19 protein-coding genes and 1 pseudogene are annotated in these 24,236 nt (G+C 39.7%); 13 read left to right on the top strand and 7 right to left on the bottom strand.

Annotation, left to right across the window (positions count from 1 at the left end):
- Positions 1-16 precede the first annotated feature (16 nt).
- The gene (locus tag QMA12_RS19395) at positions 17-256 is read left to right on the top strand and encodes a hypothetical protein (RefSeq protein ID WP_087534113.1); all 240 of its coding nucleotides are present in this window, start codon (positions 17-19) and stop codon (positions 254-256) included.
- 15 nt (positions 257-271) lie between these two features.
- Here the strand turns inward: QMA12_RS19395 and QMA12_RS19390 are convergent, their stop codons facing one another.
- Positions 272-1,777, bottom strand: a complete 1,506-nt coding sequence (locus QMA12_RS19390; RefSeq protein WP_290211166.1) for a DUF2235 domain-containing protein — start codon at positions 1,775-1,777, stop codon at positions 272-274.
- Between the two features lie 293 nt (positions 1,778-2,070).
- Here QMA12_RS19390 and QMA12_RS19385 point away from each other — a divergent pair, with 293 nt between their 5' ends.
- Complete coding sequence (locus QMA12_RS19385) at positions 2,071-3,045, top strand: transposase (protein WP_290211165.1); 975 nt, start codon at positions 2,071-2,073, stop codon at positions 3,043-3,045.
- A gap of 324 nt (positions 3,046-3,369) precedes the next feature.
- On the opposite strand, the gene QMA12_RS19380 is transcribed toward QMA12_RS19385, so the two are convergent.
- Positions 3,370-4,674, bottom strand: a complete 1,305-nt coding sequence (locus QMA12_RS19380) for an NAD(P)/FAD-dependent oxidoreductase (protein ID WP_290211164.1) — start codon at positions 4,672-4,674, stop codon at positions 3,370-3,372.
- A gap of 223 nt (positions 4,675-4,897) precedes the next feature.
- On the opposite strand from QMA12_RS19380, the gene QMA12_RS19375 reads away from it, so the two are divergent.
- Together QMA12_RS19375 and QMA12_RS19370 are read left to right on the top strand one after the other, a co-directional pair.
- Entirely contained in the window at positions 4,898-6,844 is a 1,947-nt protein-coding gene (locus QMA12_RS19375) for a RecQ family ATP-dependent DNA helicase (RefSeq protein ID WP_290211163.1), read from the top strand.
- A 46-nt stretch (positions 6,845-6,890) separates the two neighbouring features.
- Complete coding sequence (locus QMA12_RS19370) at positions 6,891-7,211, top strand: YkgJ family cysteine cluster protein (RefSeq protein ID WP_290211162.1); 321 nt, start codon at positions 6,891-6,893, stop codon at positions 7,209-7,211.
- A gap of 260 nt (positions 7,212-7,471) precedes the next feature.
- Here QMA12_RS19370 and QMA12_RS19365 read toward each other — a convergent pair whose 3' ends face one another.
- From QMA12_RS19365 to QMA12_RS19355, 3 genes are all read right to left on the bottom strand, one after another.
- Positions 7,472-9,094 carry a methyl-accepting chemotaxis protein gene (locus QMA12_RS19365; RefSeq protein WP_290211161.1) on the bottom strand — a complete coding sequence of 541 codons (1,623 nt, stop codon included), beginning with the start codon at positions 9,092-9,094 and terminating at the stop codon, positions 7,472-7,474.
- A gap of 219 nt (positions 9,095-9,313) precedes the next feature.
- On the bottom strand, positions 9,314-9,931 hold the full coding sequence (locus tag QMA12_RS19360) for a glutathione S-transferase (protein ID WP_290211160.1): 618 nt from the start codon (positions 9,929-9,931) through the stop codon (positions 9,314-9,316).
- Positions 9,932-9,970: 39 nt separating this feature from the next.
- Complete coding sequence (locus QMA12_RS19355) at positions 9,971-11,002, bottom strand: NADP-dependent oxidoreductase (protein ID WP_290211158.1); 1,032 nt, start codon at positions 11,000-11,002, stop codon at positions 9,971-9,973.
- 210 nt (positions 11,003-11,212) lie between these two features.
- Here QMA12_RS19355 and QMA12_RS19350 point away from each other — a divergent pair, with 210 nt between their 5' ends.
- From QMA12_RS19350 to QMA12_RS19335, 5 genes are all read left to right on the top strand, one after another.
- A complete protein-coding gene (locus QMA12_RS19350; RefSeq protein WP_290211157.1) occupies positions 11,213-11,632 on the top strand; it encodes a hypothetical protein in 420 nt (139 codons plus the stop codon).
- A gap of 7 nt (positions 11,633-11,639) precedes the next feature.
- The gene (locus QMA12_RS19345) at positions 11,640-12,479 is read left to right on the top strand and encodes an SMP-30/gluconolactonase/LRE family protein (protein WP_290211156.1); all 840 of its coding nucleotides are present in this window, start codon (positions 11,640-11,642) and stop codon (positions 12,477-12,479) included.
- Between the two features lie 97 nt (positions 12,480-12,576).
- Positions 12,577-12,756: a YdeI/OmpD-associated family protein gene (locus QMA12_RS22250; protein ID WP_290211155.1), complete on the top strand. Its 180-nt coding sequence runs from the start codon at positions 12,577-12,579 to the stop codon at positions 12,754-12,756.
- A 381-nt stretch (positions 12,757-13,137) separates the two neighbouring features.
- A complete protein-coding gene (locus QMA12_RS19340) occupies positions 13,138-15,792 on the top strand; it encodes a TonB-dependent receptor (protein ID WP_290211154.1) in 2,655 nt (884 codons plus the stop codon).
- A gap of 72 nt (positions 15,793-15,864) precedes the next feature.
- Positions 15,865-17,382, top strand: a complete 1,518-nt coding sequence (locus QMA12_RS19335; protein WP_290211152.1) for a family 10 glycosylhydrolase — start codon at positions 15,865-15,867, stop codon at positions 17,380-17,382.
- Positions 17,383-17,571: 189 nt separating this feature from the next.
- Here QMA12_RS19335 and QMA12_RS19330 read toward each other — a convergent pair whose 3' ends face one another.
- Positions 17,572-20,310 (bottom strand): TonB-dependent receptor, encoded by a 2,739-nt coding sequence (locus tag QMA12_RS19330; RefSeq protein WP_290211151.1) that lies wholly within the window; start codon positions 20,308-20,310, stop codon positions 17,572-17,574.
- A gap of 197 nt (positions 20,311-20,507) precedes the next feature.
- Between QMA12_RS19330 and QMA12_RS19325 the strand changes: the two genes are divergently transcribed.
- Positions 20,508-21,713 carry an anhydro-N-acetylmuramic acid kinase gene (locus QMA12_RS19325; protein ID WP_290211150.1) on the top strand — a complete coding sequence of 402 codons (1,206 nt, stop codon included), beginning with the start codon at positions 20,508-20,510 and terminating at the stop codon, positions 21,711-21,713.
- Position 21,714: 1 nt separating this feature from the next.
- On the opposite strand, the gene QMA12_RS19320 is transcribed toward QMA12_RS19325, so the two are convergent.
- Complete coding sequence (locus QMA12_RS19320) at positions 21,715-22,212, bottom strand: hypothetical protein (RefSeq protein WP_290211149.1); 498 nt, start codon at positions 22,210-22,212, stop codon at positions 21,715-21,717.
- A 518-nt stretch (positions 22,213-22,730) separates the two neighbouring features.
- On the opposite strand from QMA12_RS19320, the gene QMA12_RS19315 reads away from it, so the two are divergent.
- The 3 genes and pseudogenes from QMA12_RS19315 to QMA12_RS19305 form a co-directional block, all read left to right on the top strand.
- Positions 22,731-23,564: a tyrosine-type recombinase/integrase gene (locus tag QMA12_RS19315; RefSeq protein ID WP_290211148.1), complete on the top strand. Its 834-nt coding sequence runs from the start codon at positions 22,731-22,733 to the stop codon at positions 23,562-23,564.
- Positions 23,561-23,794: pseudogene (locus tag QMA12_RS22245) on the top strand (transposase zinc-binding domain-containing protein); the annotation flags it as partial. The gene QMA12_RS19315 and the pseudogene QMA12_RS22245, both read left to right, overlap by 4 nt.
- Positions 23,777-24,236: transposase (locus QMA12_RS19305; protein ID WP_356948032.1), on the top strand; the 460-nt coding region annotated here is incomplete at its 3' end. The pseudogene QMA12_RS22245 and the gene QMA12_RS19305, both read left to right, overlap by 18 nt.

Raw genomic sequence — 24,236 nt, 5'->3', positions numbered from 1 at the left:
TTATTATATAAAAGTAATGGATGATCATATTAAATATATGTATTTGTTATTAATACTATTTAGCGCACAGAATGTTGCTTGTGATAAAACACTCAAAGCAGAGCTCGAAAAAGGCAATGTTGATATGTTACCTGCTGCAAGTTTTAATCAACGCTTATATATGCTGCGAGCAAAGCGGGTTGATTTTATGATAGACGACGCAATAGTAAAATTAAAAGGGGAAGTAACTCATATAGTCAGTGACAATACTCATTGACTCGGTTGTATAGGACTAACCGAGTCGCGTGACCTGCACTTTAATTTTCCCTGCATTTGCACCGTAAAAGCGTATTAAGTCATTAGCAAAAGGGGTAAATTCACCGGAGTGAGCAATTTTAAACTCCCCGCCATCGGCAATCTCAAAAGCGTTATCATCACTGCGGTTTATGGCACCAATGAGTGCAAACCATTGCGCGTGAGGGAGACGACGAAACGGTTCTAATAATGTCATAGGAATTTCTTTAACTCCGAGTTGTACATCATCTCTATTCCAACCCAAAGAGGTACACTTTACGCCATCATCGTACCAGTATTGTTCAGGGTACGGAGTAAAGCGATAAGTCGCACCCTGCTCAAGCATCAATCCTGTTGAGTTATATTGCTCAGCTGAAAATATAATCACGTCTTGGCTTTGTCCAATTTGTAATACCGACATGTTCTGGTTTAGTAGCGCGATATGGGCGCTTAGGCCGGTAAAGTCGATCGCACTTTTATCAGCATAGATTAATTGATAAGTCAGGCTTTTTAATGATTCAGGGCGATAGCTGGTAAGGTTATGAACTCGTGTCGCAACACTGTGGTGAATTAGAGGCTTCATATCACTTTGTTCTTCATCAACTAACACACAGCACTGACGATCAACCAGTTTGAAAAAAGGATTAAACCAAAAGTAATTTTGCTGGTGGCTTAATGCAAGTGGATCTGGGGTGATAGTCATATCATCTTGCGCAATAAGAGCTTGGTGATCACTTGGGAATAGTGAGTGGTAATCAATCTGTGCACTTGTGACAAAGGAGATTGATAAAGGTTGATCCAGTAGCCACTCAATTGCGAAACGCAGACATATATCGGCCAAACCATCACGGTAATATCCGCCGCCAATATCCGAGTGAGCGCCAGCAAACCAAAGCTCTTGGACATTATGCTGATGATTCATTAAAGTCGGCTCAAACGCACGACGCTTTTCATCTAATGCAACACAATGCAAAGCGTTTTCAACGTTGTTAGCAATTGTATGGTTTTCAAAAATCACATGCTCTGCGCCACGGGTTACTTTGGTTACTTTTGAAAGACCAATGGATGCAACAGTGTCAAACACACACAGGTAAACACTGTCACTTACAAAAGGCTCCAAACATTTAGCAAATCGTCTGGCAAGGGCCGCTCCACGGCTAAACCCCGTTAGTAAAATAGTATCGCCTGGTTGGTAGTAAGTTTTAAAATCACTTATTGCGTGATTTAAAATACTGGCTACATCATCATCTCGCGGTGCAAGGGATTGATTTAATAAACGTTTTAAACGGCTTCCCTTAGTACCAATGCCTTGAAAGTAAAAGCTGAGCTGGTTTTTAAAGCGGGTAGTGGGTTCGTTATTTAAAGTGCCACCGAGTAAAAGGTGCAGTTTAAGGATATTAGAAATACTGGCGTCTTCTTTAAAGTGATCAGAACTAAATTGCTCTGCATCACGGGGTTCGTTACCCGTGCCATCAAAGTTGAAAATCAGCGTTTTGTCCGTCATAGCATCATCCCTTATGTGGTTTTTATCACTTTACACAGTAAATATTAAAAATTAAAGACAGCCTTTAAAGTTAAACTTATAAGCCGGGAATTATTAGGAAAACACCCAGCTAAAAATCAGAATTCAAATAAAATTTTTTAAAGACACCCATTTTAAATTAAGAATTCAAATAATATCTTCATGTATCAGTATCAGGCATACATTAATTTGCGGCTTGGATAAGGGAAAAATAACATTTGCAGTATCGGTTTTAATGTCTAGTATTAATAAGGGAACGATATTTTGAGGTATTTATGGCTACAGCAAGGCACCGACAAATAAGTTTAGTTGACACTCGCTATTATCACTGTGTTTCTCGCTGTGTAAGAAGAGCTTACTTGTGTGGCGTAGATAAATACACAGGGCAATCATATGAACATCGAAGAAAGTGGGTCGAAGATAAGTTAATATCGTTGGCCTCAGTGTTTTTTATTGATGTTTGTGCGTATGCAGTAATGAGCAACCATACACATATGGTATTACATGTTGATAATAAAAAGGCTGAGCGCTTAAATGACAGAGCAATAGCCATACGCTGGCATAAAATTTTTAAAGGATCAGAGCTCACGCGCCGTTTTGCTAAAGGAGATAAGTTTTCACCCAGTGAGAAGGGAATTATTCTAGGTTTAACAAAGCAGTATCGCGCGAGACTAATGGATATTAGCTGGTTCATGCGTTCGTTGAATGAGTTTATTGCACGCAAGGCTAATATAGAAGACAACTGCAAAGGAAGGTTTTGGGAAGGTCGTTTTAAATCACAAGCCCTACTTGATGAACCCGCATTAATCGCGTGTATGGCATATGTAGATCTAAACCCTGTTCGTGCTGGAGCCGCAAATTCTCCGGAAACCTCTGATTATACCAGTGTAAAGAGTCGAATTTTCTCAGCCTTAAATGGTAAGCAACCTCGGTTTTTATTACGTTTTTCAGGAATGAGCACTGCACAAAAGGCTAAAGGACTACCTTATGAGTTAACCTCGTACTTAACTTTAGTTGAAGCGACAGGTCGATGTATACGCGCTGATAAAAAAGGCTACATACCTAATAATTTAGCTCCATTACTTGATAGACTAGATTTAACTGCGGAGAATTGGTTAAAACTCACAAGTAAGTTTACAACCGTTTTCCATGGCCCTGTTGGAAGAACTGAATCGTTGAGTTTGTTTTGTGAACATCAGCATTTTAAACGCCGTGCCAATCTTACTAATTGTGAAAAGTTATTGGCGTAACTCTTGTTGTTTCCCGCAAATGATGTTGGTTTTATTAACATTGGTTACTGAAGCCTCTAAAGTTTACTTCTGTCTTATCTATAATCACGTTACTAAATTTTATCGAAAATTATAAATATGTTGAGCTTTTTATATTTCTTATCTGGAGAAATGATCATCATACTTTTATGATGGGTGTCTTTTTTATTTCATATTTAAAGTGGGTGTTTTGTTAATTTTTAGTTAATTTCAAAGCGCTGGTTAAAATATGAATATAAATAGCTGCTAATTTATAACCTTAGCTAGAAAAGTGAAGCGAATGCTTCACTTAAAAAGAGTTACTTATTAATGCAGTTTCATTTTTGGCCTTACGACACGTAGTACTTTTTCGCTTATCCATAGCGCAAAAGTTTTTGCACTACCGTGAATGGCGCGTTGGTGCATTCTATACAACGAAATATACATAAATCGGGCAATTCGACCCTCAATAAAAAAGCTGCTGCTAGTTAGGTTACCCATTAAGCTACCTACGGTGCTATAGCGCGATAAATTAACTAATGAACCATGATCGTTATACTCAAACTTATTGAGTGGTTGTTGGCGCAGTGTCGCGATGATGTTTTTTTCAACACATTGTGCCATTTGATGTGCAGACTGTGCGCGCGGAGGCACGAGTTTTCCACCGTCTTGGGTAAATGCACAGCAATCGCCAAGCACATAAATACGTTCATCAGCATTACTTTGTAGGTAATCATTAACCATGATTTGGTTGCTTCGAGTAAGTTCAAAAATGCCTAACTCTTTTACAAAATCAGGGGCTTTAACACCGGCGGCCCACACCATAATATCGGCATCAATATGTTCATCATCTTGTGTTATAAACCCTGTTGCTATCGCTTGTTTTACTTGGGTTTGTTCGCGTACAGTGACACCTAATTTTAATAATTCACGCTTAGCTGAGCTGGCTATTCGTTCAGGTAGGGCTGGTAATATTCTTGGTCCAGCTTCAATTAAGTGGATATGCAAGCGTTTTGCAGACATATTAGTAAGCCCGTAAAGCTTGAGTAGATCAGATACATGATATAGCTCAGCAGAGAGTTCGACCCCTGTTGCTCCACCGCCAACTATGGCTATATCTAATGCATGCTGTGGGTCATCATCTTGATGTAGGCGAGTAAAGTTATCAAGTAATGCGTGCTGAAAGCGCTCTGCTTGTTGGTTTGAATCAAGGTAAAAACAATGATCTTTAATACCTGGAGTATTGAAATCATTACTTACACTGCCTATTGCAATGACTAAGTAATCATAATGCACTGTGCGCTGAGGTAATATCTGATGACCAAGCTCATCATTGAACGCGCTTAGGGTAATGGTTTTATTGGTATTATTTAGGCCACAAAAAGTGCCGAGTTGAAAATTATAATGATGCTTTGCAGCATGAGCAGAGTAAACAACACCATCTAAATCAGCGTCAATCGAACCTGTAGCCACTTCGTGAAGTAGTGGTTTCCAAATATGGGTGCGGTTTTTATCAATTAATAAGATATCTGCGTGTTTTTTCTTCCCTAGTTTATGTCCTAATTGTGTCGCAAGCTCTAAGCCGCCAGCGCCACCACCGATAATCACGATTTTAGGATGTGTTGTTATCATTACGTTGCCCTCAAAAAGTAGAATACCTAAATAGTCTGGGCAAACTACTTAGGTATAGCGCCCATCAGGGCAATACCTTGGCAACAACTTTATTGTGCGCCTTTTATCCTTATTTGTCAGTAATAAAGACAAAGAAATCAAGCTGCAAAAAAGGTAACATGGCAGTTTATTAAATTTACGGCTATTATTTCCTTTATTAGGGAATTTAATGCAAAGGAATAACATGACGGCTTTAATTACTTCGCTTGAGCAACATTTTGGCTTCAATCAATTTCGGCCAGGTCAACAACAAACCATAGAGCAATTGTTAGATAACCAATCATCACTGGCCATTTTTCCTACAGGTTCAGGTAAGTCTTTGTGTTATCAATTAACGGCACTTCATTTACCTAATCTTACCTTGGTTGTTTCGCCATTATTAGCTTTGATGAAAGATCAAATTAGCTTTCTGAATAAAAAAGGAATTTATGCTGCGAGTTTAGACTCAAGCCAAACCAGTGAGCAAAGTCACACCATTATGAGTGATGTTCGCTCAGGTAAAGTGAAAATACTAATGGTGTCAGTAGAGCGCTTTAAGAATGAGCGATTTAGGGAGTTTATTAATCAAGTGGCGATTTCAATGCTGGTAGTTGACGAAGCGCATTGTATTTCAGAGTGGGGCCATAATTTTAGACCTGACTATTTAAAGCTGCCTAGATACCGGGAAGAGCTCAATATCCCGCTGGTTTTATTATTAACAGCCACGGCGACAAAAAAAGTAAAACGGGATATGAGCGAACGCTTTGCGATTAGCCCTGAGTGTATTGTGCAAACCGGGTTTTATCGTAGTAATTTAGATTTAAGTGTATTGAGTGTAAAAAGTGCAGAAAAAGATATTACCCTAGCCAATATAGTGCGCGAACAACAAGGGCCTGGTATTGTCTATGTGACGCTACAGCACACGGCTGAACAAGTTGCTGACACACTAAGCCGTCAAGGCTTACAAGCTGTAGCCTATCATGCAGGGCTTGAAGATACCTTACGCTATGGTATTCAAGATGACTTTATGGCAGGCAAAATTAATGTAGTTGTGGCGACCATTGCTTTTGGCATGGGGGTTGATAAATCGAATATTCGCTTTGTTATTCATTACGATCTACCAAAATCAATAGAAAATTACAGCCAAGAGATTGGCCGAGCAGGGCGTGATGGTCAGCCATCAAACTGCTATACCTTAGCTAATCTAGATGGTTTGAATACGGTTGAAAACTTTGTATATGGTGATACGCCAGAGCTCAGCGGGATAACACATGTAATAAATGATATTCGCCAACATAATAGTGATCACCAAAGTGGTAGCAGACAATGGGAAATGCAAGAGTACAGCCTATCAAGCGATAGTAATATTCGCCAGCTTGCACTTAAAACCTTATTAGTACAGCTTGAAATGCAAGGTGCTATAACGCCTTTATATGCATATTATGCTGATTTTAAATATAAGTTTTTGGTGGATAAAACTCAGCTTCTTGGCCATTTTGACGCTGACAGACAAGCATTTTTGAACTTGATATTTAGCCATACCCAATTTAAAAAAATATGGGGAACGCTAAATTTTGATACCCTTACTCAAGCGGCTCAAGTTGATAGAAAGCGCGTGGTTGCAGCGCTTGATTACTTAGCAGAAAAAAATCTCATAGCCCTTGAAACCAAACGTATCACGCAAGTTTATGACGTTCATAACGAGGTTATTAATAAATCAGACCTAGCACAGCAGCTCCATAATTACTTTGTAGATAAAGAGCAAGCTGAGATAAAACGTATTGCAGCCTTGATCCGCTTTTTTGAACTAAATAGTTGCTTAAGCTATAACCTTGCTCGTTATTTTGACGATACCCAAGCACCTGAACAGTGCGGTCATTGCTCAGTGTGTAGAGGGCAAGCTGTTAAGCTTGAATATTCACAAACTCATAATTTTGCAGCGGATGAGGTTATCTATCAAAAGGTTGATGAGTTACTGAGTCACCTTACGAGTAAAGGTATTAATAATGTGGGGGTTGAAACGCAGTGCCGTTTTTTAGCGGGAATGAGTGTGCCATTATTTGCGCGCAATAAAGTGCGTCAACTTAGTGGGTTTGGCTTGTGCGAACAGCAGCGCTACAGTGAAATAAAAGCGAAATTACTGGCACGATAAACTCACTCAGGTATCCTAGAGGCTTATTACTTAAAAGTAAGCCTCTATGCCTCACATTGTTAATCCTAAACAAATTCCTGTCACAGAGATCACAGCTTCAACAGAGGCAATTACATGCAGCAATTGCCAAGCATGCTGCTGCCAGTTAGAAGTACAAATACTTACCGATACTGGCGTGCCGTTTCATTATATTGATTATGATAAATGGGGTAGCGAAGTGATGAAACGTGCCGATGACGGTTGGTGCCAAGCCCTAGATCGCAATACTTTAATGTGCTCAATTTACGAAAACCGTCCGCTTATCTGTCGCGAATTTGAAATGGCATCAGACGAATGCATCACCGAACGAGATATCGCTGGGATTTAAGCTGATACGGTACGAAGTACACTTTTGTTAATTGGAGTGGATGTCTGCGTTATTACTATGGCCTCTAGACCTAACGTGAATTGATAAAACCCCTTAAATAATAGCCATCACCGATGCTGATTTATTATGGGTGTCTACGTTGTTTTTTAAAGTTTACTTTCTGAATTAAATAAGTGGGTGTCTTCGTTGTTGAGGGCTAAAAAAGGCACTGTTTAAGGTGCCATAAATTATAATATGTGGGTTTGCAGGAGTTTTACACTTTAATTAACTTTAAAGTAATTTATAAATTGTTTTAATGTTTTAGAAAGCCCAGCTAGTGCAACGGCTTCTTGCGCATTATTTTTTAGTGACACACTGGTCTCTAAAGACATTTTTGCTATTTCTTCCACGCCATTGCTAATCTCAGTCACGGTTGCCACTTGATTTGATGTAGCTTCAACTATTTCAACGACATTATTAAGAGAGTCATTCGCTTGCTGCTGAATTTCATTTAAAAGTTGGTTTGCTTCATTCGTTAAAGTTAAACCGTTTTCAACTTGCGGAACAGTTGTTTCCATTGCTTTTACAGATGCTTGTGTATTTTCTTGTACCTGCGTAATCATTTTTTCTATATCGCCTGTTGCATCTCCAGTACGTTGAGCAAGTTGCCTTACCTCGTCAGCAACAACGGCAAACCCACGACCAGACTCTCCAGCTCTTGCAGCTTCAATTGCAGCGTTTAATGCTAACAAATTAGTTTGATCTGATATGCTGCGGATCACACTTAAAATATCGCCAATGTGCTTAACATGCTCCTGAAGTACATTTACTTGATTAACCGTTGCTTTAACTGTAACTGATATTTGCTCTATTTCTGTCGCGACTTTATTAACAGCAATGCTGCCTTGCTGTGATAATTGAGCCGTTACTTTTGAATTATCTTCTGTTTGTCTCACTGAATCAGCAACAGACCGAATACTGGTACTCATCTGTTCAAGGTTTGATACCGCTGAATTAGTATAATCAACCTGCGCATCAGCAGCTTCTAGGGCTTGTTGAGACCCTGATGCCACACTTGCTGAGTGAGTTGATAACTCATCTGATGAATCAATAATACTATCAACAATAGATTTTAGTTTAGTTTGCATTAGCGCGACAGATGCCATCATACTATTTGGACAACATGAGTCTATTGTTGTGGTGAGATCCCCCTGCGCAATCTTTGCAATTAACTGTGCTGCTTCTTGTGGTTCCCCACCAACAGAATCGCGGATACGTAAACTAATCACATACGCTACACTTGCCCCGATGATCACTGCTAGTGCTGTGAGTATAATCATCCATAATTCAAAGGAACTGGCTACATCGCGAGTTTCTTGTGTGGTTATTTGGTTTGTTTGCTCTTGCAAGTTTATAAATTGGTTTATTACATCCAACCACTGAGTAAATGCAGGTCTTGCATCGCTTAGTAATACACGAGAGGCTTCGTTTATATTGCCGGCACTTTTAGCATCAATGACTTTCTCAATGTAAGGTAATGTACGCTGTTCTATTTGATTGATTTTTTCTATTAAATCTCGTTCTTTATTACTCATCTGAGGCGTTAATTTTGCCATCGCAAGACTTGAAGTTTGATAAAAAGAATCAAGTTCTCGGATAGTATTAAGTACGCCTATTAAGTCGTTTTGATTATTAATCAAAACCACGTCGCGCACAGCTATAGCCCTGTCGTGAACACTGCCTCTAAAGTTAATTGCGTAACGTTGTTTTACTGAATTTACATCAGTAATATGAGTAATATTAGAATTGATAAGGCTTACTCTAGATATCCCAATGACAGTTAAAATCAACATCATAGATAGTATTAGACCAAAGCCGGTAGCTAAACGCATGTTTATTGTCATTATTAATTCCAGTGAGCAAGATTAGCTGTAAGCAGCCTAAGGTTAGAAATATAAAAAGGTGTCCCAGCTACATTATGCTTCATTAGTTTTAAAAAGCGCATAGTTTTTTCATTTATTGCCAATCGTATTTACATATGTAATTTAAAAAGAGTATGAAATTTTTTCTGAGTATCTAAAGTAGGGGCTAATTAGCCCCTTGTTAATTTATATTCAATGAAATTAATCGTATTTTTCTTCCAGCTCGTTTGCAGTGTGCCACTTTTCATGACTTTGTAATTGCGACTCATACTCTACTAAATTCTTAAAATTACTGAGCTGGCCTGCATTTTTTACAATTTCAACGATAAACGACATCATAAAATCAGCTCCTGTTAAAGTATCATTAATCAAATAACGTTTACCTTCTAGCTGGCTGTTTAAATAAGCGAGTATTTTTGTTGCTTCTGAATCTGCGTAACTTTCTAAAAATTGAGTTTTTGCGCCATCTTTTTGTACAAACATTTTCAGAAGTAGTGGCAAAATCGCTGAGCTCTCAGCAAAATGAAGCCACTGCTGATACTCGATATGTTCTTTACTATCAGGGCTTGGCGCAAATTTACCCTTACCATATTGAGTAATTAAGTAGTCAGTAATAGCACCTGATTCAGCAATAACTTGTCCGTTATCTTCTATAACAGGGGCTTTGCCTAAAGGATGGATTTCTTTAAGTTCGTCAGGGGCTAAAAATGTTTCACTATCACGTTGATAGGCAATAATTTCATAATCAATATCGAGTTCTTCAAGTAGCCAAATAATTCGTTTTGAACGCGATTTATTTAGATGATGTAACTTTATCATGATTGTCCTTAAGCGCAGCAAGTGCTGCGCGTTGTAAATTTAAAGTGGTTGATTTACCTGAACAACGGTTTTACCGAAGTTTTTACCATTGAGCATGTCGTTAAAGGCTGATACCGCATTTTCAAGGCCTGTTACTAAATGCTCACGATATTGAATTTTCCCTTCACTGAGCCATTTCTGCATGTCAGTCGCAAATTCATCATAGCGGTGGCCATAGTCATCGAATATAATAAAGCCTTGCATTTTTATACGCTTAGTTAGAATTTGCCCCATTAAAGCGCCCATTCTATCTGGGCCTTGTGGTAACTCAGTTGCGTTATATTGTGATACTAAACCACATAGCGGTACACGAGCTGCTGTGTTTAGTAAAGGTAGTACGGCGTCGAAGACTTTTCCGCCCACATTCTCATAATAAACATCAATTCCAGCGTCACACGCAGCGGCTAATTGTTCTGCAAGATCATCAGCTTTGTGATCAATACATGCATCAAAACCTAGTTTTTCAACAGCGTATTTGCATTTATCGCTTCCGCCTGCAATGCCAACGACTTTACAACCTTTGAGTTTAGCTATTTGGCCTACAGTTGCTCCAACAGGGCCAGTGGCGGCTGCTACAACGACGGTTTCACCTTCTTTAGGTGCACCAATATCAAGTAATCCCATATATGCTGTGAAACCAGGCATACCCATAATACCTAGTGCATAAGAAGGAAAGCTTGGGTCTTTACCTAACGGCATTAGGCCTTCACCATTTGATATGGCATAGTCTTGCCAGCCAGTATAAGCTAACACCCAATCACCTACTGCGAATTCATCATTATTTGATTGCTCAATTTGACAGACTGTTGCACCTACCATTACATCATCAATCGCCACCGGCTCAGCATACGATTTTGCATCACTCATACGGCCACGCATATAGGGGTCAAGCGAAAGGTAAATAGTGCGTAATAATATTTCACCTTGTTCAATGGTAGGAAGTTGAACTGTTTTTAGCTCAAAATTATCATCTGTTGGCGTACCGTGTGGGCGAGATGCGAGGGTGAGTTGTCTGTTTTGAATTGTTTGCATAAAATCTCCGTGTTTATAGGTGGCCGTAAATCTAAATGCTCAGCCGATTTATCGAGTATAAAATAGAGGTTAGGGCTCATGGGCTTTAATTCAATCGCGAGTTTATTTCTGTACAGGTAATTACTATTGCACAGCTGCAATAGTCATTTAGGTCGAAAAGAGGAACGCATTGTGTTAAAAATAGGCATCTAAAAAATATTAAGGCTTAAAATGAGACATTATTTTTCACTGAGCTTAATAAGCTGTTTACTCGCAAGCTTTAATTTGAGCGCAAGTAATCAAGTGTTGTCAGTTGATCAGGTTGCCCTGCAAGGAATGCAATTTGCGTTTGATAATGACGCAAAAGTTGAACCTAAAAACAGTGATTTTACTGTTATTAATACGGTATTAATGAGTAGCGAGCAGGGGAATCGAGTGGCTGTCGTAACAATACGTAACGATGCATCAGGATCACGTATCATTGAAAACCAACACTTAATGGCGTTATTTGCAAATGGTGGCCGCAAGTCACCCTTATCACTTCCTGATGGCGTTAAATTAGAAGATGGTGAGCAGCGCTCGTTTACTATTTCGTTTGGTGAGTCGGATTACCCGATTTTAGCTGTGTATACTAGTAATAACTTAAATTAGGATAATAATGAAATACTTCATAGCAGCTGTCGCATTAAGTCTTAGCGCAACGCCAATACTTGCAAAAAATAGCACTGACTTTGTAACTGATAACACGTTTACAAAAGGTGTTGAAGGTCCTGTTTTTTATAAAGGTTATTTATATGCCGTTAACTTTGCTAAACAGGGCACCATAGGTAAGGTAGATAAGCTAGGCAAAACTAATTTGTTTATAAAACTGCCAAATGACAGCGTTGGTAATGGTTTGCAGTTTGATAGCCAAGGTAATTTATATATAGCTGATTACGTCAATCACAACATCTTAAAAGTGCCAGCGAATAGTCAAAGTGTTGAGGTGTTTGCGCATAATAGCGATATGAATCAACCTAACGATATTGCTATAACCAAACGCGGTGCTTTATTTGCAAGCGACCCAAACTGGACAAACAGTACAGGTAAGTTATGGCGTATCAATGCTGATGGTAGTACACAGTTACTCGAAGAAAATATGGGAACTACCAATGGTGTGGCGGTCAATAGCGATAATAGTAAGCTCTACGTGAATGAAAGTGTGCAGCGAGTTATTTGGCAATATGATTTAGATAGTGAACTAAACATCAGTAATAAGCAGCCATTAATTAAATTTGACGATCATGGTATGGATGGCATGCGCGTTGATAACCAAGGCAATATATATGTAGCCCGTTACGGCGCAGGTGTGGTATTAAAAATCAGCCCAACAGGCAAAATATTACAAACTTATATCTTAAAAGGGCAGCACCCAACAAATGTGGCGTTTAACGATGAGCAAACAAAGCTGTTTGTCACCATGCAAAAACGTGGTGCGATAGAGGTGATTGAGCTGTAAAAATGGCAAATATTAAACCCTCTAATATTAAGTGCTTTGTAACTCCAGAGAGCTTTAATCGTTGGCTTGAAGAAAATCACTTTCATTATCAGCAGATATGCAATTACCTGACGATTTTTTACAGACATTAGTTTCCAAGCCAGACACACAAACGTATTTTGACTCATCAAGAAAATCAAACAAACATATTATCTACTATGTGTTGAGTTCAGCTAAAAAAACAGATACCCGCGAGCGCCGGCTTGCCAAGTATTTACTGATGCTCGACAACCAGTAAAAACCATCGTAGTAAAAGTAGCTTAAGACTGCTTTATTCTTTTCAATACAAACTTCGTTCGTTAGTTCTACAACGCTATTGTGAGCCAGTGGTGGAGTAATGCGCTGCTATTGCTAACCGCAGGTGATTGTTTTGCCTTTTTTAAATGATTTTATACTTTACTTTAACTTCACTTTCGTGCAAAAAAAGCACAGTTCAAAGGAATTATAAATTTACAAAGTTGGTTTTATTTGGAATAGTTTATATTGACTTGGTGTGTCTTTATGACTAAGTTAACACTGTATAAAGATAAATTATAACTTAGGTCTTGGTTTAACAACTTTAAACCAGTAGTCGCTGTACAAGTAATTTGAAATATAAAAAAGGTTAAATGCTTATACTATGAATAATAAATTCCACACAATTACAACTCAATTCAAAAAATCATTACTCACCACTTTAGTTATTTCAGCTTCTAGTACGGCTTTTGCTAATGATGCTGATCAGCTAGGCAAAGAACAACTAGCAAAAGAAAAATTAACAAAAGAAGATATCGAACGCATAGAAGTAAAAGGCTACGCAGCGTCTGTTGAAAAGAGTCTTAATATGAAACGATTTGCAAACAGTGTTGTTGATGCTGTATCTGCAGAAGATATCGGTAAATTTCCGGATCAAACCGTAGCCGATGCATTGCAGCGCATTCCGGGTGTACAAGTTGAAAAAGATTTAGGCGGTGAGAGTGATCGAGTAAGTATTCGTGGTACAGCGCCTCATTTAAACATTACCTTATTAAATGGCCAAAGTGTTGCTTCAGCGACAGCATCGGCATCTATTACTCGTCCATCACGTGGTTTTAACTATTCACTTTTGCCTGCAGAATTAGTTGATACTTTAGAAGTGTTTAAGTCAGCTGAGGCTGATGTTGATGAAGGTTCTATTGGTGGCACCGTAGTGGTCAGAACACGTAAGCCTTTAGACAGTGAATCTAACTATGCCGCATTGTCAGTGAAAGCATTTCATTTTGAAAATGCCGATGAAACTAAACCCTATATTTCAGGTTTATATTCTTGGAAAAATGAAGCAGAAGACTTTGGTTTTAATGTGGGCTTTGTGCGCAAAGAACTCGCAACCCAAAGAGATAGTAAAGAGGTAAGATTCGGTTACCGTAGTATAGATGCCAATGGTGATGGCAATAATGAGTATTACCCTGGGGCAGTGGGTTATAATCGCTATGCCAGTGACTCGGATTTAAATACAGTGACGGCTACCTTGCAATACGCGCCTTCAGCAAACTTAGATATCGTATTTAATAGCTTGTATTCAAAATCTGAGCATGAGTCATACGGTACTTATTCCAGCGGCTTTATATTACAAAATATTGGCAATATTGAGCAAGCCGATATTGTTGATGGGACTGTAGTCGCTGGAACTTTACCTGCCCATAATAATTTAGGCTATTACGGAAATGCCGGATACCAAGGTGAATTTAAAACTCAAGCTCACGATATTAAAATTACCTATTCAAAAGATAACTACACTCTGACAACACAGTTTGGCTATAGTAAAGCTGAAGGCGCTGTAAGTGACGTATATTCAGAGTACTATGCAAACACTGACGCTTCGTACAGCATCGAAAATGGTATGCCTGAAGTTGTATTATCAGATTCTCTTACGCCTGCCGATTATCGCTTAGACTACAATCATAAAAATGATATAGCGAATGATTCCGATGAGAAATATGTGCAATTTGATTTTGAGTACCAACTCGATAATGATTACTTTACGGCGATAAAAACCGGGGTTAAATACCGTGAACACAGTAAAGCCGCAAACTTAATTAAAGCAAATTATCCTAAAAAGGGAGCTGATGGCAGTACGAATAATTTAGGTCAGTTTGCAACTACCACCGTTAATGATTTTATGGGCGGTGAGAATGCCATTCTATGGCAATTTGATAATGCGGCTTATAGTAATTGGATTGCTTCTACCGAGCCATCAACAGCGCCTTATGAACATCTAGATTACACCTACGACCTACAAGAAAGCATTACTGCAGGTTACGTTAAAGCATTGTTTTCATTTAGTGATTTTCGCGGTAACTTAGGTGTTCGAGCTGTCAAAACCGATGTTGATTCGCAGTCTATGCAATACACTGGACGTAGTTTTGATCCGCAAAATATCGAAGAAGTTGACTTTTCTACTAGTTATAACGACTTCTTACCGAGTTTAAATATCGCTTATGATTACAGTGATGAAATCATCCTGCGTTTTGCAGCAGCAAAAGTGATGTCACGTCCAGATTATGACTTTTTATCAGCGCGCAAAAGTGGTTACTGTACCGAGGCAACGGGTTGTAAGGGCAATGAAGGAAATCCTGATTTAAAACCATATCGCGCTTCGCAATATGATTTATCAGCAGAATGGTATTTTAATGAATCATCTATTTTATCGTTAGCTTATTTTTATAAAGATATCGATTCATACATTACAAATAGCACCGTTGATAAAGAGTGGCTGTGGACAGATCCAGATACCGGCGTTGAAGAGCTACGGACTTTCTTAATCACTCAGCCATTAAATGGTTTAGGTGGCGAAAACTCAGGCTTCGAAGTTAATTATACGCAAAAGCTAGGTTATGGATTTGGCATTCAAACTAATTATACTTACTCAGATGCTGAGTTAGATCAAACAGCTGAACAGGTCGCTGCAGGAGAAGAGGCCGTTCTGCCTAATAATTCAGAAGATACCTTCAATGCCACAGTGTATTACGAGAATATGGGCTTTAGTGCAAGGGTTTCATATACTTATCGTTCTGAATACTTTTATACAACTTATCTAGGGCTCAACCAGTACATTGATGACTTTGGTCAGTATGATTTGAATCTTAGCTACAATGTTACCGATAATCTGAATGTGGTATTTCAAGCCATTAATTTAACCGATGAAGACCAGCGTTCAATGTCAAGTAACAGCACTGGTATGTCAGATGGCAATCGTCCACTTGCTATTCATAATTATGGCCGTAGATTCTTACTCGGCGCCCAGTATAAATTTTAATTCCCCCATATACGATATAAATAGCCGAGAGTCCTCACTATCGGCTATATTTTTTCACTTGTTAGGAAATCAATGATGATCCGAGTAATTTTCTCTGTGCTCATATCTGTTACTTTAATCGCTTGTCAGTCCGCTCCTTTAACACCTACTACTAAACAACAACCTAACCCGCTGCTTGCAACTATTCATACCGAGGATGTTGTTCGTGAATTTCGCGCCGCATGGGTTGCGACTGTTGCGAATATTAACTGGCCGCAGCAACCAGGCATGCCAGTTGAAGAGCAAAAACGTCAAGCAATAAAAATATTAGATACGCTGCAAACGAATAATTTTAATACAGTTATCTTTCAAATACGGCCACAAGCTGATGCACTTTATCAAAGCTCTACTGAGCCATGGTCTTACTATTTAATGGGGAGGCAAGGGCAAGCACCGGAACCTTTTTATGATCCGTTGCAATTTTGGATTGAACAAGCGCACAAACGGGGTTTAAAGCTGCATGCGTGGTTCAACCCTTATCGCGTTCATCACCCATCGGGTGGAAGTGTCAGTGAGCAGTCAATGAGTGTGCAAATGGCTGAAGATGTCGTACAGCTTAAAAATGGTATGCACTGGTTTATTCCAACTAATCAGTCTGTTATTGATTATAGTATTGCGACGTTATTAGAATTGGTGGAAAACTATGACATTGACGGCCTTCATTATGATGATTATTTTTATCCTTATCCGTCATACAACGAAGGTGAAGACTTTCCAGATCAAAGCCAATATCTAGATTACCAAAGGCAAGGAGGCAAATTAAGTAAAGGCGATTGGCGCCGAGCAGCGGTAAATCAATTTACTAAAACGCTCTACGAGCAGGTAAAACAACTCAAGCCACATGTACAAGTGGGTATTAGCCCTTTTGGTATCTATCGTCCTAAACAACCGGCCACTATCCGTGGTTTAGATCAGTATGAAAAGCTCTTTGCAGATGCCAAGCTGTGGCTAAATGAAGGCTGGCTTGATTATTTTACCCCGCAATTATATTGGCCGATCAACCAATACTCGCAAAGCTATCCATTACTCGTTGCGTGGTGGCAATCGCAAAATACTCAACATCGTCACTTATGGCCTGGTATCAATACATTGATAGCAAATACGGATGCTGGAGTAGACGAAGTCGTTAACCAAATTATGATCAATCGAGCAATGCTTAATAACTCGCCAGGCGTTGTATTTTGGAATGTAAAATCACTCGATAACGCTGATTTCTCACAGGTGATAGAAAAAGGCGTGTTTCAACATCAAGCATTATTGCCGCTATCAAGTTGGCTGCCGGCTAAGGAAGTTAGTAAACCGACAGTGAGCTATAACCAGTATGCACAGGACACAAAATTGAGTTGGCATCACGCACAATCTAAGCTGGTATTTAAAACTCTTGTCTACCTTAAATATGGTGATGATTGGCAATATAAAATTTACCCATCAATGATGCGTTCAATCACAGTGGCAAATAATAACAACGGACATCCACTTACCCATATCCGAGTTGTTGCAGTAAGCCGTGATGAAGTGCTTAGTGAAGCAATGGAAATACAACTTGAGTAATGCCGTGTTTAACAAGCTAAGTGACAGATAACAATGACTAGTGTAAACCTTGTCCTAGCAATGAGCTGTCTTAGTTAGCAGTTAAATTAAAAATTTCTATCGCAGCATAAGCTTGATAAATATTAAACCAAGAAAAAGCGCGCCGGGCAGGGCACGCTTGGGGTATCCTGTGCAGCATGTGCAACTGGATCAGAACTCAGGTGAATAGCGCACTGCAACACCTAGGGTACGACCAATAACGCTATAATCACTCACTGCGTTAAAGTGATTTGCGCCGATTTCTGGTGTTGGTGGAGCTTTATCAAATAGGTTATCAATACCAAAGTTGAGTGCAATAGTGTCGGTTGCTTGCCATGATGCGGCAAAGTCCATGTAATCTTGTGCATCAATTGTTTCACTTCTATCTACAGCGTAGTCTACTTCACCAATTCTGCGCCAGCCTAATTGGAAATTCATGGTATCTAACTGCCAATCAAATGTGGCACGATGTTTATAATCAGCCTGTAATATACTGGCAAAATCGCCAGAACAAGCACTGCCGTATGTACCTTTACAATCCATCGTTGCTACGGTGCTGTTATTTTGGCGAGTTTGTTTTGTAACAAAGTTTGCTTGGTACGATAACCTAAAGCGGCCACCTAAGTCCATTGGTGCATCAAATACATAATTTGCTGCTAAATCTACACCAGCTTGCTCAATGGCGGCAAGGTTAAAGTCATTAACAATGGCTGTGCTGATAAAGCCAGTGTTTGGATCGCGTAATACCGCGCCACAAAGCGGGTTATTTGGATTCGGATCGTCAACATAGCAGCTTTGTAATGCAGCACCAGGCTGTATTTGGCTAACTGCATCGGTTACTCGAATACTGTAGTAATCCAGCGATAAATCAAAGCCTTCAATATAGCTAGGTGTGTAAACAACCCCTAATGTATCTGATTCAGCTTGCTCTGGCTTAATATCAGGGTTGCCACCGTAAGTGTATGCTGCGGTACTGGTGTCAAACTCAGTGCCTGCAGCAGGTGCGCCAAATGCTGCACATTGAGCTGCGTCACCAGTACCAAGTAAACATGGGTCACCGTCGTAACGCCCTGCCAAACGTGGTACAAATTGGTCGCTATTTTGATCAAATAATGCAAGCGAAAGTGATGAAACTGGACTGGCAAACTCACCTAAGTTCGGCGCTCTAAATGCGGTTAGCCTATTTGCACGTACACGAATATCATCGTTAATTGCCCAGTTAATACCAAGTTTGTAGGTGTCTTCGGCTTCTGTATTTGAATAATCCGAAATACGGTAAGCACCTTCAAAACTGAGCTCTTTAGCAAATGGCATATCGACCAATATTGGCACCAGTATTTCAGCATAGAACTCACTGCTGTCAAACCAGGCATCCATATCAAATGCGCTAACAGAGGCAAAGCTAGTGCCGTTTCTAAATGCGTCTCCCGGGGTTTGTTTTCCGGTTTCTTTACGGTATTCATAACCAATCGCAAAGTCTATATAACCTGCTGGTAGTTCAAAGAGGGCGCTTGAATCGCCTGATAAGGTAGCCGCAAATACACTTTGAGTACGCTCTCTCGTGGTATAGAGCAGAGGGTCGCTAAAGTCGCTTAAATCTAAGTTAGGATCAAAAATATCCATGCTGTTAGCCATACTACTAAAACGGCTATTACCGCTACTATCAACTTTATAAGCATTGCTATAGAGCGTGGCTACTTCGTCAGTTTGGCCATATTGGCCATAAATATCGTAACGTAAATAGTCGTTTATATCGCCTTTAATGCCTAATTGAAATTGCAGTGAATCGCGCACAGCTTCGGTATTTTGAACGCCTAGGTTTAGGTTTCTATCAACATTAACTAATGCATTACCTTGATCGTCAAACGTCAGTTGTTGGCGCAGTTCATCAGGGATATATTGGTTATCTTGAGTGAGGGTCACTTGCTCATTAACAAAAATAGGTGTTTGCCCACTTGCACCTGCACCATTTACTGTGACTTTTGAATACATAGCGCGGCCATAAGCTATAGCACTGTCAGCTACATCAACATCAAATAGTAGACCAGCTGACAATCGTTCCATTGGTTGAGTTAGGTAACGATCAGCGGTGTAATCACTGGTTTGTCGATCAGTAACGACTTGGCCTGCATCGTCTATTGCAAGGCTGTTGCCCGATGCAACGTCAGTATAATAGCCACCGCTGTTGATCATGGCTGTACTATTCTCAAGTGCCCAGTCTCGTTCACCGGCCAAGAGTTCTTTACGCTCTGAATAGCCAACATAGCCGGTTACATGGCCGCTACTATCAGCAATATCACCACCAAAAATTGCTTCAAAGTTGAGCTTTTCATTACCGCCATCTGCGCTTTCGTAGCTACTTGAAAACTCGGCCCCTGTAAAATCATCATCAAGTACAAAGTTCACGACTCCCGCTACTGCATCAGCACCATATACGGCTGCTGCGCCACCCGTAAGCACATCAACTCGTTTAATGAGTCCTGCAGGAATGGTGTTTACATCAACAGAGTTACGAAAACTAAAAGGGACTGCACGTGTACCATCAATTAACACTAGCGTTCGGTTTTGACCAAGGCCACGTAGATCTATCGTAGAAGAGCCAAATGAATCACCCACAGTTGCGCCAGTACTATTTGCACCTGCTGCAGCTTGCGGTAATTTTGCTGTAATATCTTCAACATTGACTGCACGGTCAAGGTGAATTTGTTCTTCATCCACACTCACAACAGGACTGCTTGAAACCAACTCAGTGCGTTGAATTCGAGAGCCCGTTACAGTGATCACTTCAGGCTTTTTCTGCACTGAAGGTTGTTCTTGTGCTAATAAAGTGGGGCTTGTTGCTCCTAGGGCCAGAGCAATAGGCGAAAGTAACATGAGTGGGCGTAAGGACTTAGAGTTACAGTGTTTCATTATCATTCCCGTCATTATGTTTGCTATTATAGGTTGTTGTCGTTGTCGGCACATTTAATGTGATTGCCTAGTTTTAAAGCATTTTATCGATCATTGCAAATAATTATTCTTTATTTTTTGTTTTGTAAGGTATAAAGTATTCCTGTAGGCCGGATATCCCATTGTTAATTAATATATTGATTTATAAGGTAAATTCTATGCATCAACACATACAGCAACTTTACGCCAGTGCAAAAAAACAACACAAATTAATAATAGGTCTGATGAGTGGCACATCATTAGATGGGCTTGATGTTGCTTTATGTAAGGTCTCAGGCCAAGGTATGAACACTAAGATAGAGCTGCTAGCATTTGATACTGTTGACTATGATGCTGATTATAAAAATAAAATAAAAGAAGTTTTTGCAAAACGCGAATGCGATCTGGAATTAGTAACGTTATTACACCCATGGGTGGGAACGCTTCACGGTACTATGGTAAATCAGTGTCTAGCTAAATGGAAAATCGACGCGGATGAAATTGACGTTATAGCTAGTCATGGTCAAACTATCTATCATTGTCCTAAAAACCAACATGGCCGTAATAATTTTGGTGATGCAACCTTACAAATTGGTGATAGTGACCATCTAGCTGTTACTACAGGTATCACTACCATTGGTGATTTTAGACAAAAGCATATAGCGGCTGGTGGGGAAGGGGCACCCCTTGCGGTATATGGCGACTACTTGTTTTTTACCAGCACCAATGAAAATCGAATATTACTTAATATGGGTGGCATAGCTAATTTAACCTATTTGCCTAAAAGTGCAGATCCCAGCGCTGTATTTAGTTCAGATATTGGCCCAGGGAATACTATTATGGATGCCTATATTCAGCGTTATTTTCAACCGCTTCATTATGATAAAGACAGTCAAATCGCAAGCCAGGGTAATATAAATCACGCATTATTAGACCAATTATGCAATAACGAGTTTTTCAATTTGTCTTTTCCAAAAACAACAGGGCCCGAAGTATTTAACTTGCAGTACTTAGCTGATGCACAGAAAGCAAGCGGTACCACAGAGCTAACACATGAAGATATAATGGCCACATTGAATCGCTTTTCGGCCCAGGTAATAGCTAATGCGATTAATGATTGTAGTAAAAAATTAGATAACGTAATGGTTTATGCTAGCGGCGGTGGAATTCATAATCCTTTATTAATGCAGCATATTTTGGCGCTTTGTCCTAAGTTAGTTGAGATTAAAAATACCCACTCATTAGGTATTGACCCCGACGCAAAAGAAGCTGTGTTATTTGCTATCCTTGCTAATGAATGCCTCGCAGGCGGAAAAAATCGTTTTGGCAATCCAGAGCAAGGGATTCCAAATGTGACTATGGGTAAAATTAGCTTTGCAGATTAGCTTAAAAGAACGATAAAATTGAGCTGCTAAAGTGAGTGAAATAGTGGCGTAATGAATGACTTTTAGTGCCGGTTGCGTTTGTTATAATCGGCGCTAAGTAACCACTTTCATGTGGTGTTATAATCACATCAAATTCAGCACTGTCTTTGAGAGTGGCATGAAGCCCGTGTAGTATCAGTTGTAAAACATATTCATTACTGTCATCACGAAAACCGATATGTGATAACACTAAACTAACGTGGCCAATTTCAATATCTTCAAGAGATAAAATGTGCTCCACACAGTAACGGGCATCACGAGCAAGCAAATGCGTTGCATTTAACGAAATAATATCACCTTCATGGGCACCCTCAGGTAATACGCAAACAAGACGGACTTCATGCTGAGCATTGGCAAATAAATACAAGGTATCGTATTCCATTGTATGTGCCATAGCCGCTGAAAGCGGGTCTTCAATTGATTGCAGTGCAAAGTTTAATCGCACTAGTGGATAGCTCATTTAGTTCTGTCGTCTTAGGTGATTAAGTTAAATCGGATACAAATTATCCATTAATTAGATTGCAGAATTATGACTGTTGTATAAACAAACATAGTTTATGGAGATAGTTCACTTAGTTGTTCTTTCTGTTCCAAAGTTGGAATGGTTTCTTACAAGGCTGGAATGCAGAGCCATATGTAGCAAGGGCTACAGAGGAGGTGCTAGCGTTCCCTATTTGGGTTTTTCTGATAGGGTTTAGAATCAGCGTGTTGAGCTACCAATAGCTTGATATATAACCCCGTAAATTCTGAGTCAATACTATATCTTTTTTTGCAATTAATACAGCATGGTTAGCGATTTGCATTTATGCGGGATTTTGTAACTGTAGTGCGTAGATCTTTAAAGTTTATGGGGCAGATTTGAGTGAAAAGAGACGGTCACAGTATTCTAGTGTTGAACTAAGCCGCTACGCGGAGATCCTATTCTGAACATTTGAGCCACACTTACCTTGGGGTTATCCCATAACTTGGAGGTAAGTCATGAATACACTCATAGAACAAGTCAAAACTGAAATAACCTATCGAGGTTATTCACAAAGTACATGTAAAAGCTACTGTGAGCATTTGCTTAAACTCAGCCATTACTTTAATAAACCGCTCGATTTGATTACGGATGACGAGCTTAACGCCTTTTTTAACGATCCCGCGATTCGTAAACTGTCTAGAGCAAGCCAAAAAGTACAGATAAACAGCATTTGGTTCTTGTTTAAGAATATTTTACACCGGCCACTTAATTTAGATATTACGCTGCCAAAAGCAAAATTACGCGCACCCACCTATTTATCACGTGATGATATGCAGCGGCTTATAGAAAGCTGCACTGACATGCGATTGAAAACATTAATAGTGGTGTGTTACGGCTGTGGTTTACGTATTAGCGAACTGCTACGCATTAAAGTGCAAGACATCGATGGCCAGCGTAAAACTATTTTAATTGAACAAGGTAAAGGGGATAAATCACGTTACGTAGTTGTATCAGACAGTGTGCTGAATCAATTACGTTGTTACTGGAAAATGTATCACCCAACGGGTTGGATGTTTTACTCGCGATTGTTAATGGATAAACTGATGTCAGCATCGACCTTCAGGAAGCCATTGAAAAAACATGCACGGGCATGTGGTCTAGCGCACTGTAATCCACATGCTTTACGCCATGCTTATGCAACACACCAACTTGAATCAGGTATGCCACTTCATCAACTGCAACATCAGCTTGGCCATAGTGATATTAAAACCACGCAAAGTTACTTACACTGGTTACCTGAATTAGGGCATGGCGGCATTGATTTGCTTGCAGGTTGGGCTAAACAATGAGCGCTTTGCATCTCGCTGATATTTTAAGCTCAAATCTTGAGAATTATCGGCAGCACCATACGATGAGTCATCAACAACTGCGAGTCTGCCAACACCTTCAATCATGCAGAACGGGTCAGTTAGGTTACCAAGCATGGTAATGTGATAACTGTAGTGAAGTACAACAAATTGGGTGTAGTTGTCGAGACCGTCATTGCCCACGTTGTCAAGGCATGGCCACGGCTAAGTGGGTGCAAAAACAGCAAGAGGATTTATTACCATGTCGGTATTTCCACCTTGTTTTTACGCTCCCTCATGAGTTGAATATCATTGCTCACTATAACCCAAGTGCGTTGTACCAAAGTTTATTTAAAGCCGCATGGCAAACGCTGAGGAAATTTGCGAAACGAAAGAGGCATGGCCAATTAGGCATGACAAGCGTACTGCATACATGGGGGCAGAACTTAAGTCAGCATATCCACTTGCATTGTTTGATACCCGCAGGAGCGCTAAAAAAATCGCATTGGCATGAAATAGAAAAAGGCTATTTATACCCCGTAAAAGCATTATCAACAGTCTTTAGAGGTAAAATGCTGGCGGCACTCCATGAATGCGATAGTTCATTCGCGAAGATAAACACGCCAACAAAATGGTGCGTGTATAGCAAAGCCTGTTTAACGTACAGTGAAAAGC

This window comes from Pseudoalteromonas sp. APC 3893 (assembly GCF_030408095.1).
Classification (GTDB): Bacteria; Pseudomonadota; Gammaproteobacteria; order Enterobacterales; family Alteromonadaceae; genus Pseudoalteromonas.
The sequence above is the reverse complement of the archived record's forward strand: the minus strand, read 5'-3'. Positions and strand labels throughout refer to the sequence as shown.

What these genes read in the sequence shown, in the direction of transcription:
- QMA12_RS19395 (WP_087534113.1), top strand. Translation starts at nt 17, where the DNA reads ATGGATGATCATATTAAATATATGTATTTGTTATTAATACTATTTAGC.
- QMA12_RS19390 (WP_290211166.1), bottom strand. Translation starts at nt 1,777, where the DNA reads ATGACGGACAAAACGCTGATTTTCAACTTTGATGGCACGGGTAACGAA.
- QMA12_RS19385 (WP_290211165.1), top strand. Translation starts at nt 2,071, where the DNA reads ATGGCTACAGCAAGGCACCGACAAATAAGTTTAGTTGACACTCGCTAT.
- QMA12_RS19380 (WP_290211164.1), bottom strand. Translation starts at nt 4,674, where the DNA reads ATGATAACAACACATCCTAAAATCGTGATTATCGGTGGTGGCGCTGGC.
- QMA12_RS19375 (WP_290211163.1), top strand. Translation starts at nt 4,898, where the DNA reads ATGACGGCTTTAATTACTTCGCTTGAGCAACATTTTGGCTTCAATCAA.
- QMA12_RS19370 (WP_290211162.1), top strand. Translation starts at nt 6,891, where the DNA reads ATGCCTCACATTGTTAATCCTAAACAAATTCCTGTCACAGAGATCACA.
- QMA12_RS19365 (WP_290211161.1), bottom strand. Translation starts at nt 9,094, where the DNA reads ATGACAATAAACATGCGTTTAGCTACCGGCTTTGGTCTAATACTATCT.
- QMA12_RS19360 (WP_290211160.1), bottom strand. Translation starts at nt 9,931, where the DNA reads ATGATAAAGTTACATCATCTAAATAAATCGCGTTCAAAACGAATTATT.
- QMA12_RS19355 (WP_290211158.1), bottom strand. Translation starts at nt 11,002, where the DNA reads ATGCAAACAATTCAAAACAGACAACTCACCCTCGCATCTCGCCCACAC.
- QMA12_RS19350 (WP_290211157.1), top strand. Translation starts at nt 11,213, where the DNA reads ATGAGACATTATTTTTCACTGAGCTTAATAAGCTGTTTACTCGCAAGC.
- QMA12_RS19345 (WP_290211156.1), top strand. Translation starts at nt 11,640, where the DNA reads ATGAAATACTTCATAGCAGCTGTCGCATTAAGTCTTAGCGCAACGCCA.
- QMA12_RS22250 (WP_290211155.1), top strand. Translation starts at nt 12,577, where the DNA reads ATGCAATTACCTGACGATTTTTTACAGACATTAGTTTCCAAGCCAGAC.
- QMA12_RS19340 (WP_290211154.1), top strand. Translation starts at nt 13,138, where the DNA reads ATGAATAATAAATTCCACACAATTACAACTCAATTCAAAAAATCATTA.
- QMA12_RS19335 (WP_290211152.1), top strand. Translation starts at nt 15,865, where the DNA reads ATGATGATCCGAGTAATTTTCTCTGTGCTCATATCTGTTACTTTAATC.
- QMA12_RS19330 (WP_290211151.1), bottom strand. Translation starts at nt 20,310, where the DNA reads ATGAAACACTGTAACTCTAAGTCCTTACGCCCACTCATGTTACTTTCG.
- QMA12_RS19325 (WP_290211150.1), top strand. Translation starts at nt 20,508, where the DNA reads ATGCATCAACACATACAGCAACTTTACGCCAGTGCAAAAAAACAACAC.
- QMA12_RS19320 (WP_290211149.1), bottom strand. Translation starts at nt 22,212, where the DNA reads ATGAGCTATCCACTAGTGCGATTAAACTTTGCACTGCAATCAATTGAA.
- QMA12_RS19315 (WP_290211148.1), top strand. Translation starts at nt 22,731, where the DNA reads ATGAATACACTCATAGAACAAGTCAAAACTGAAATAACCTATCGAGGT.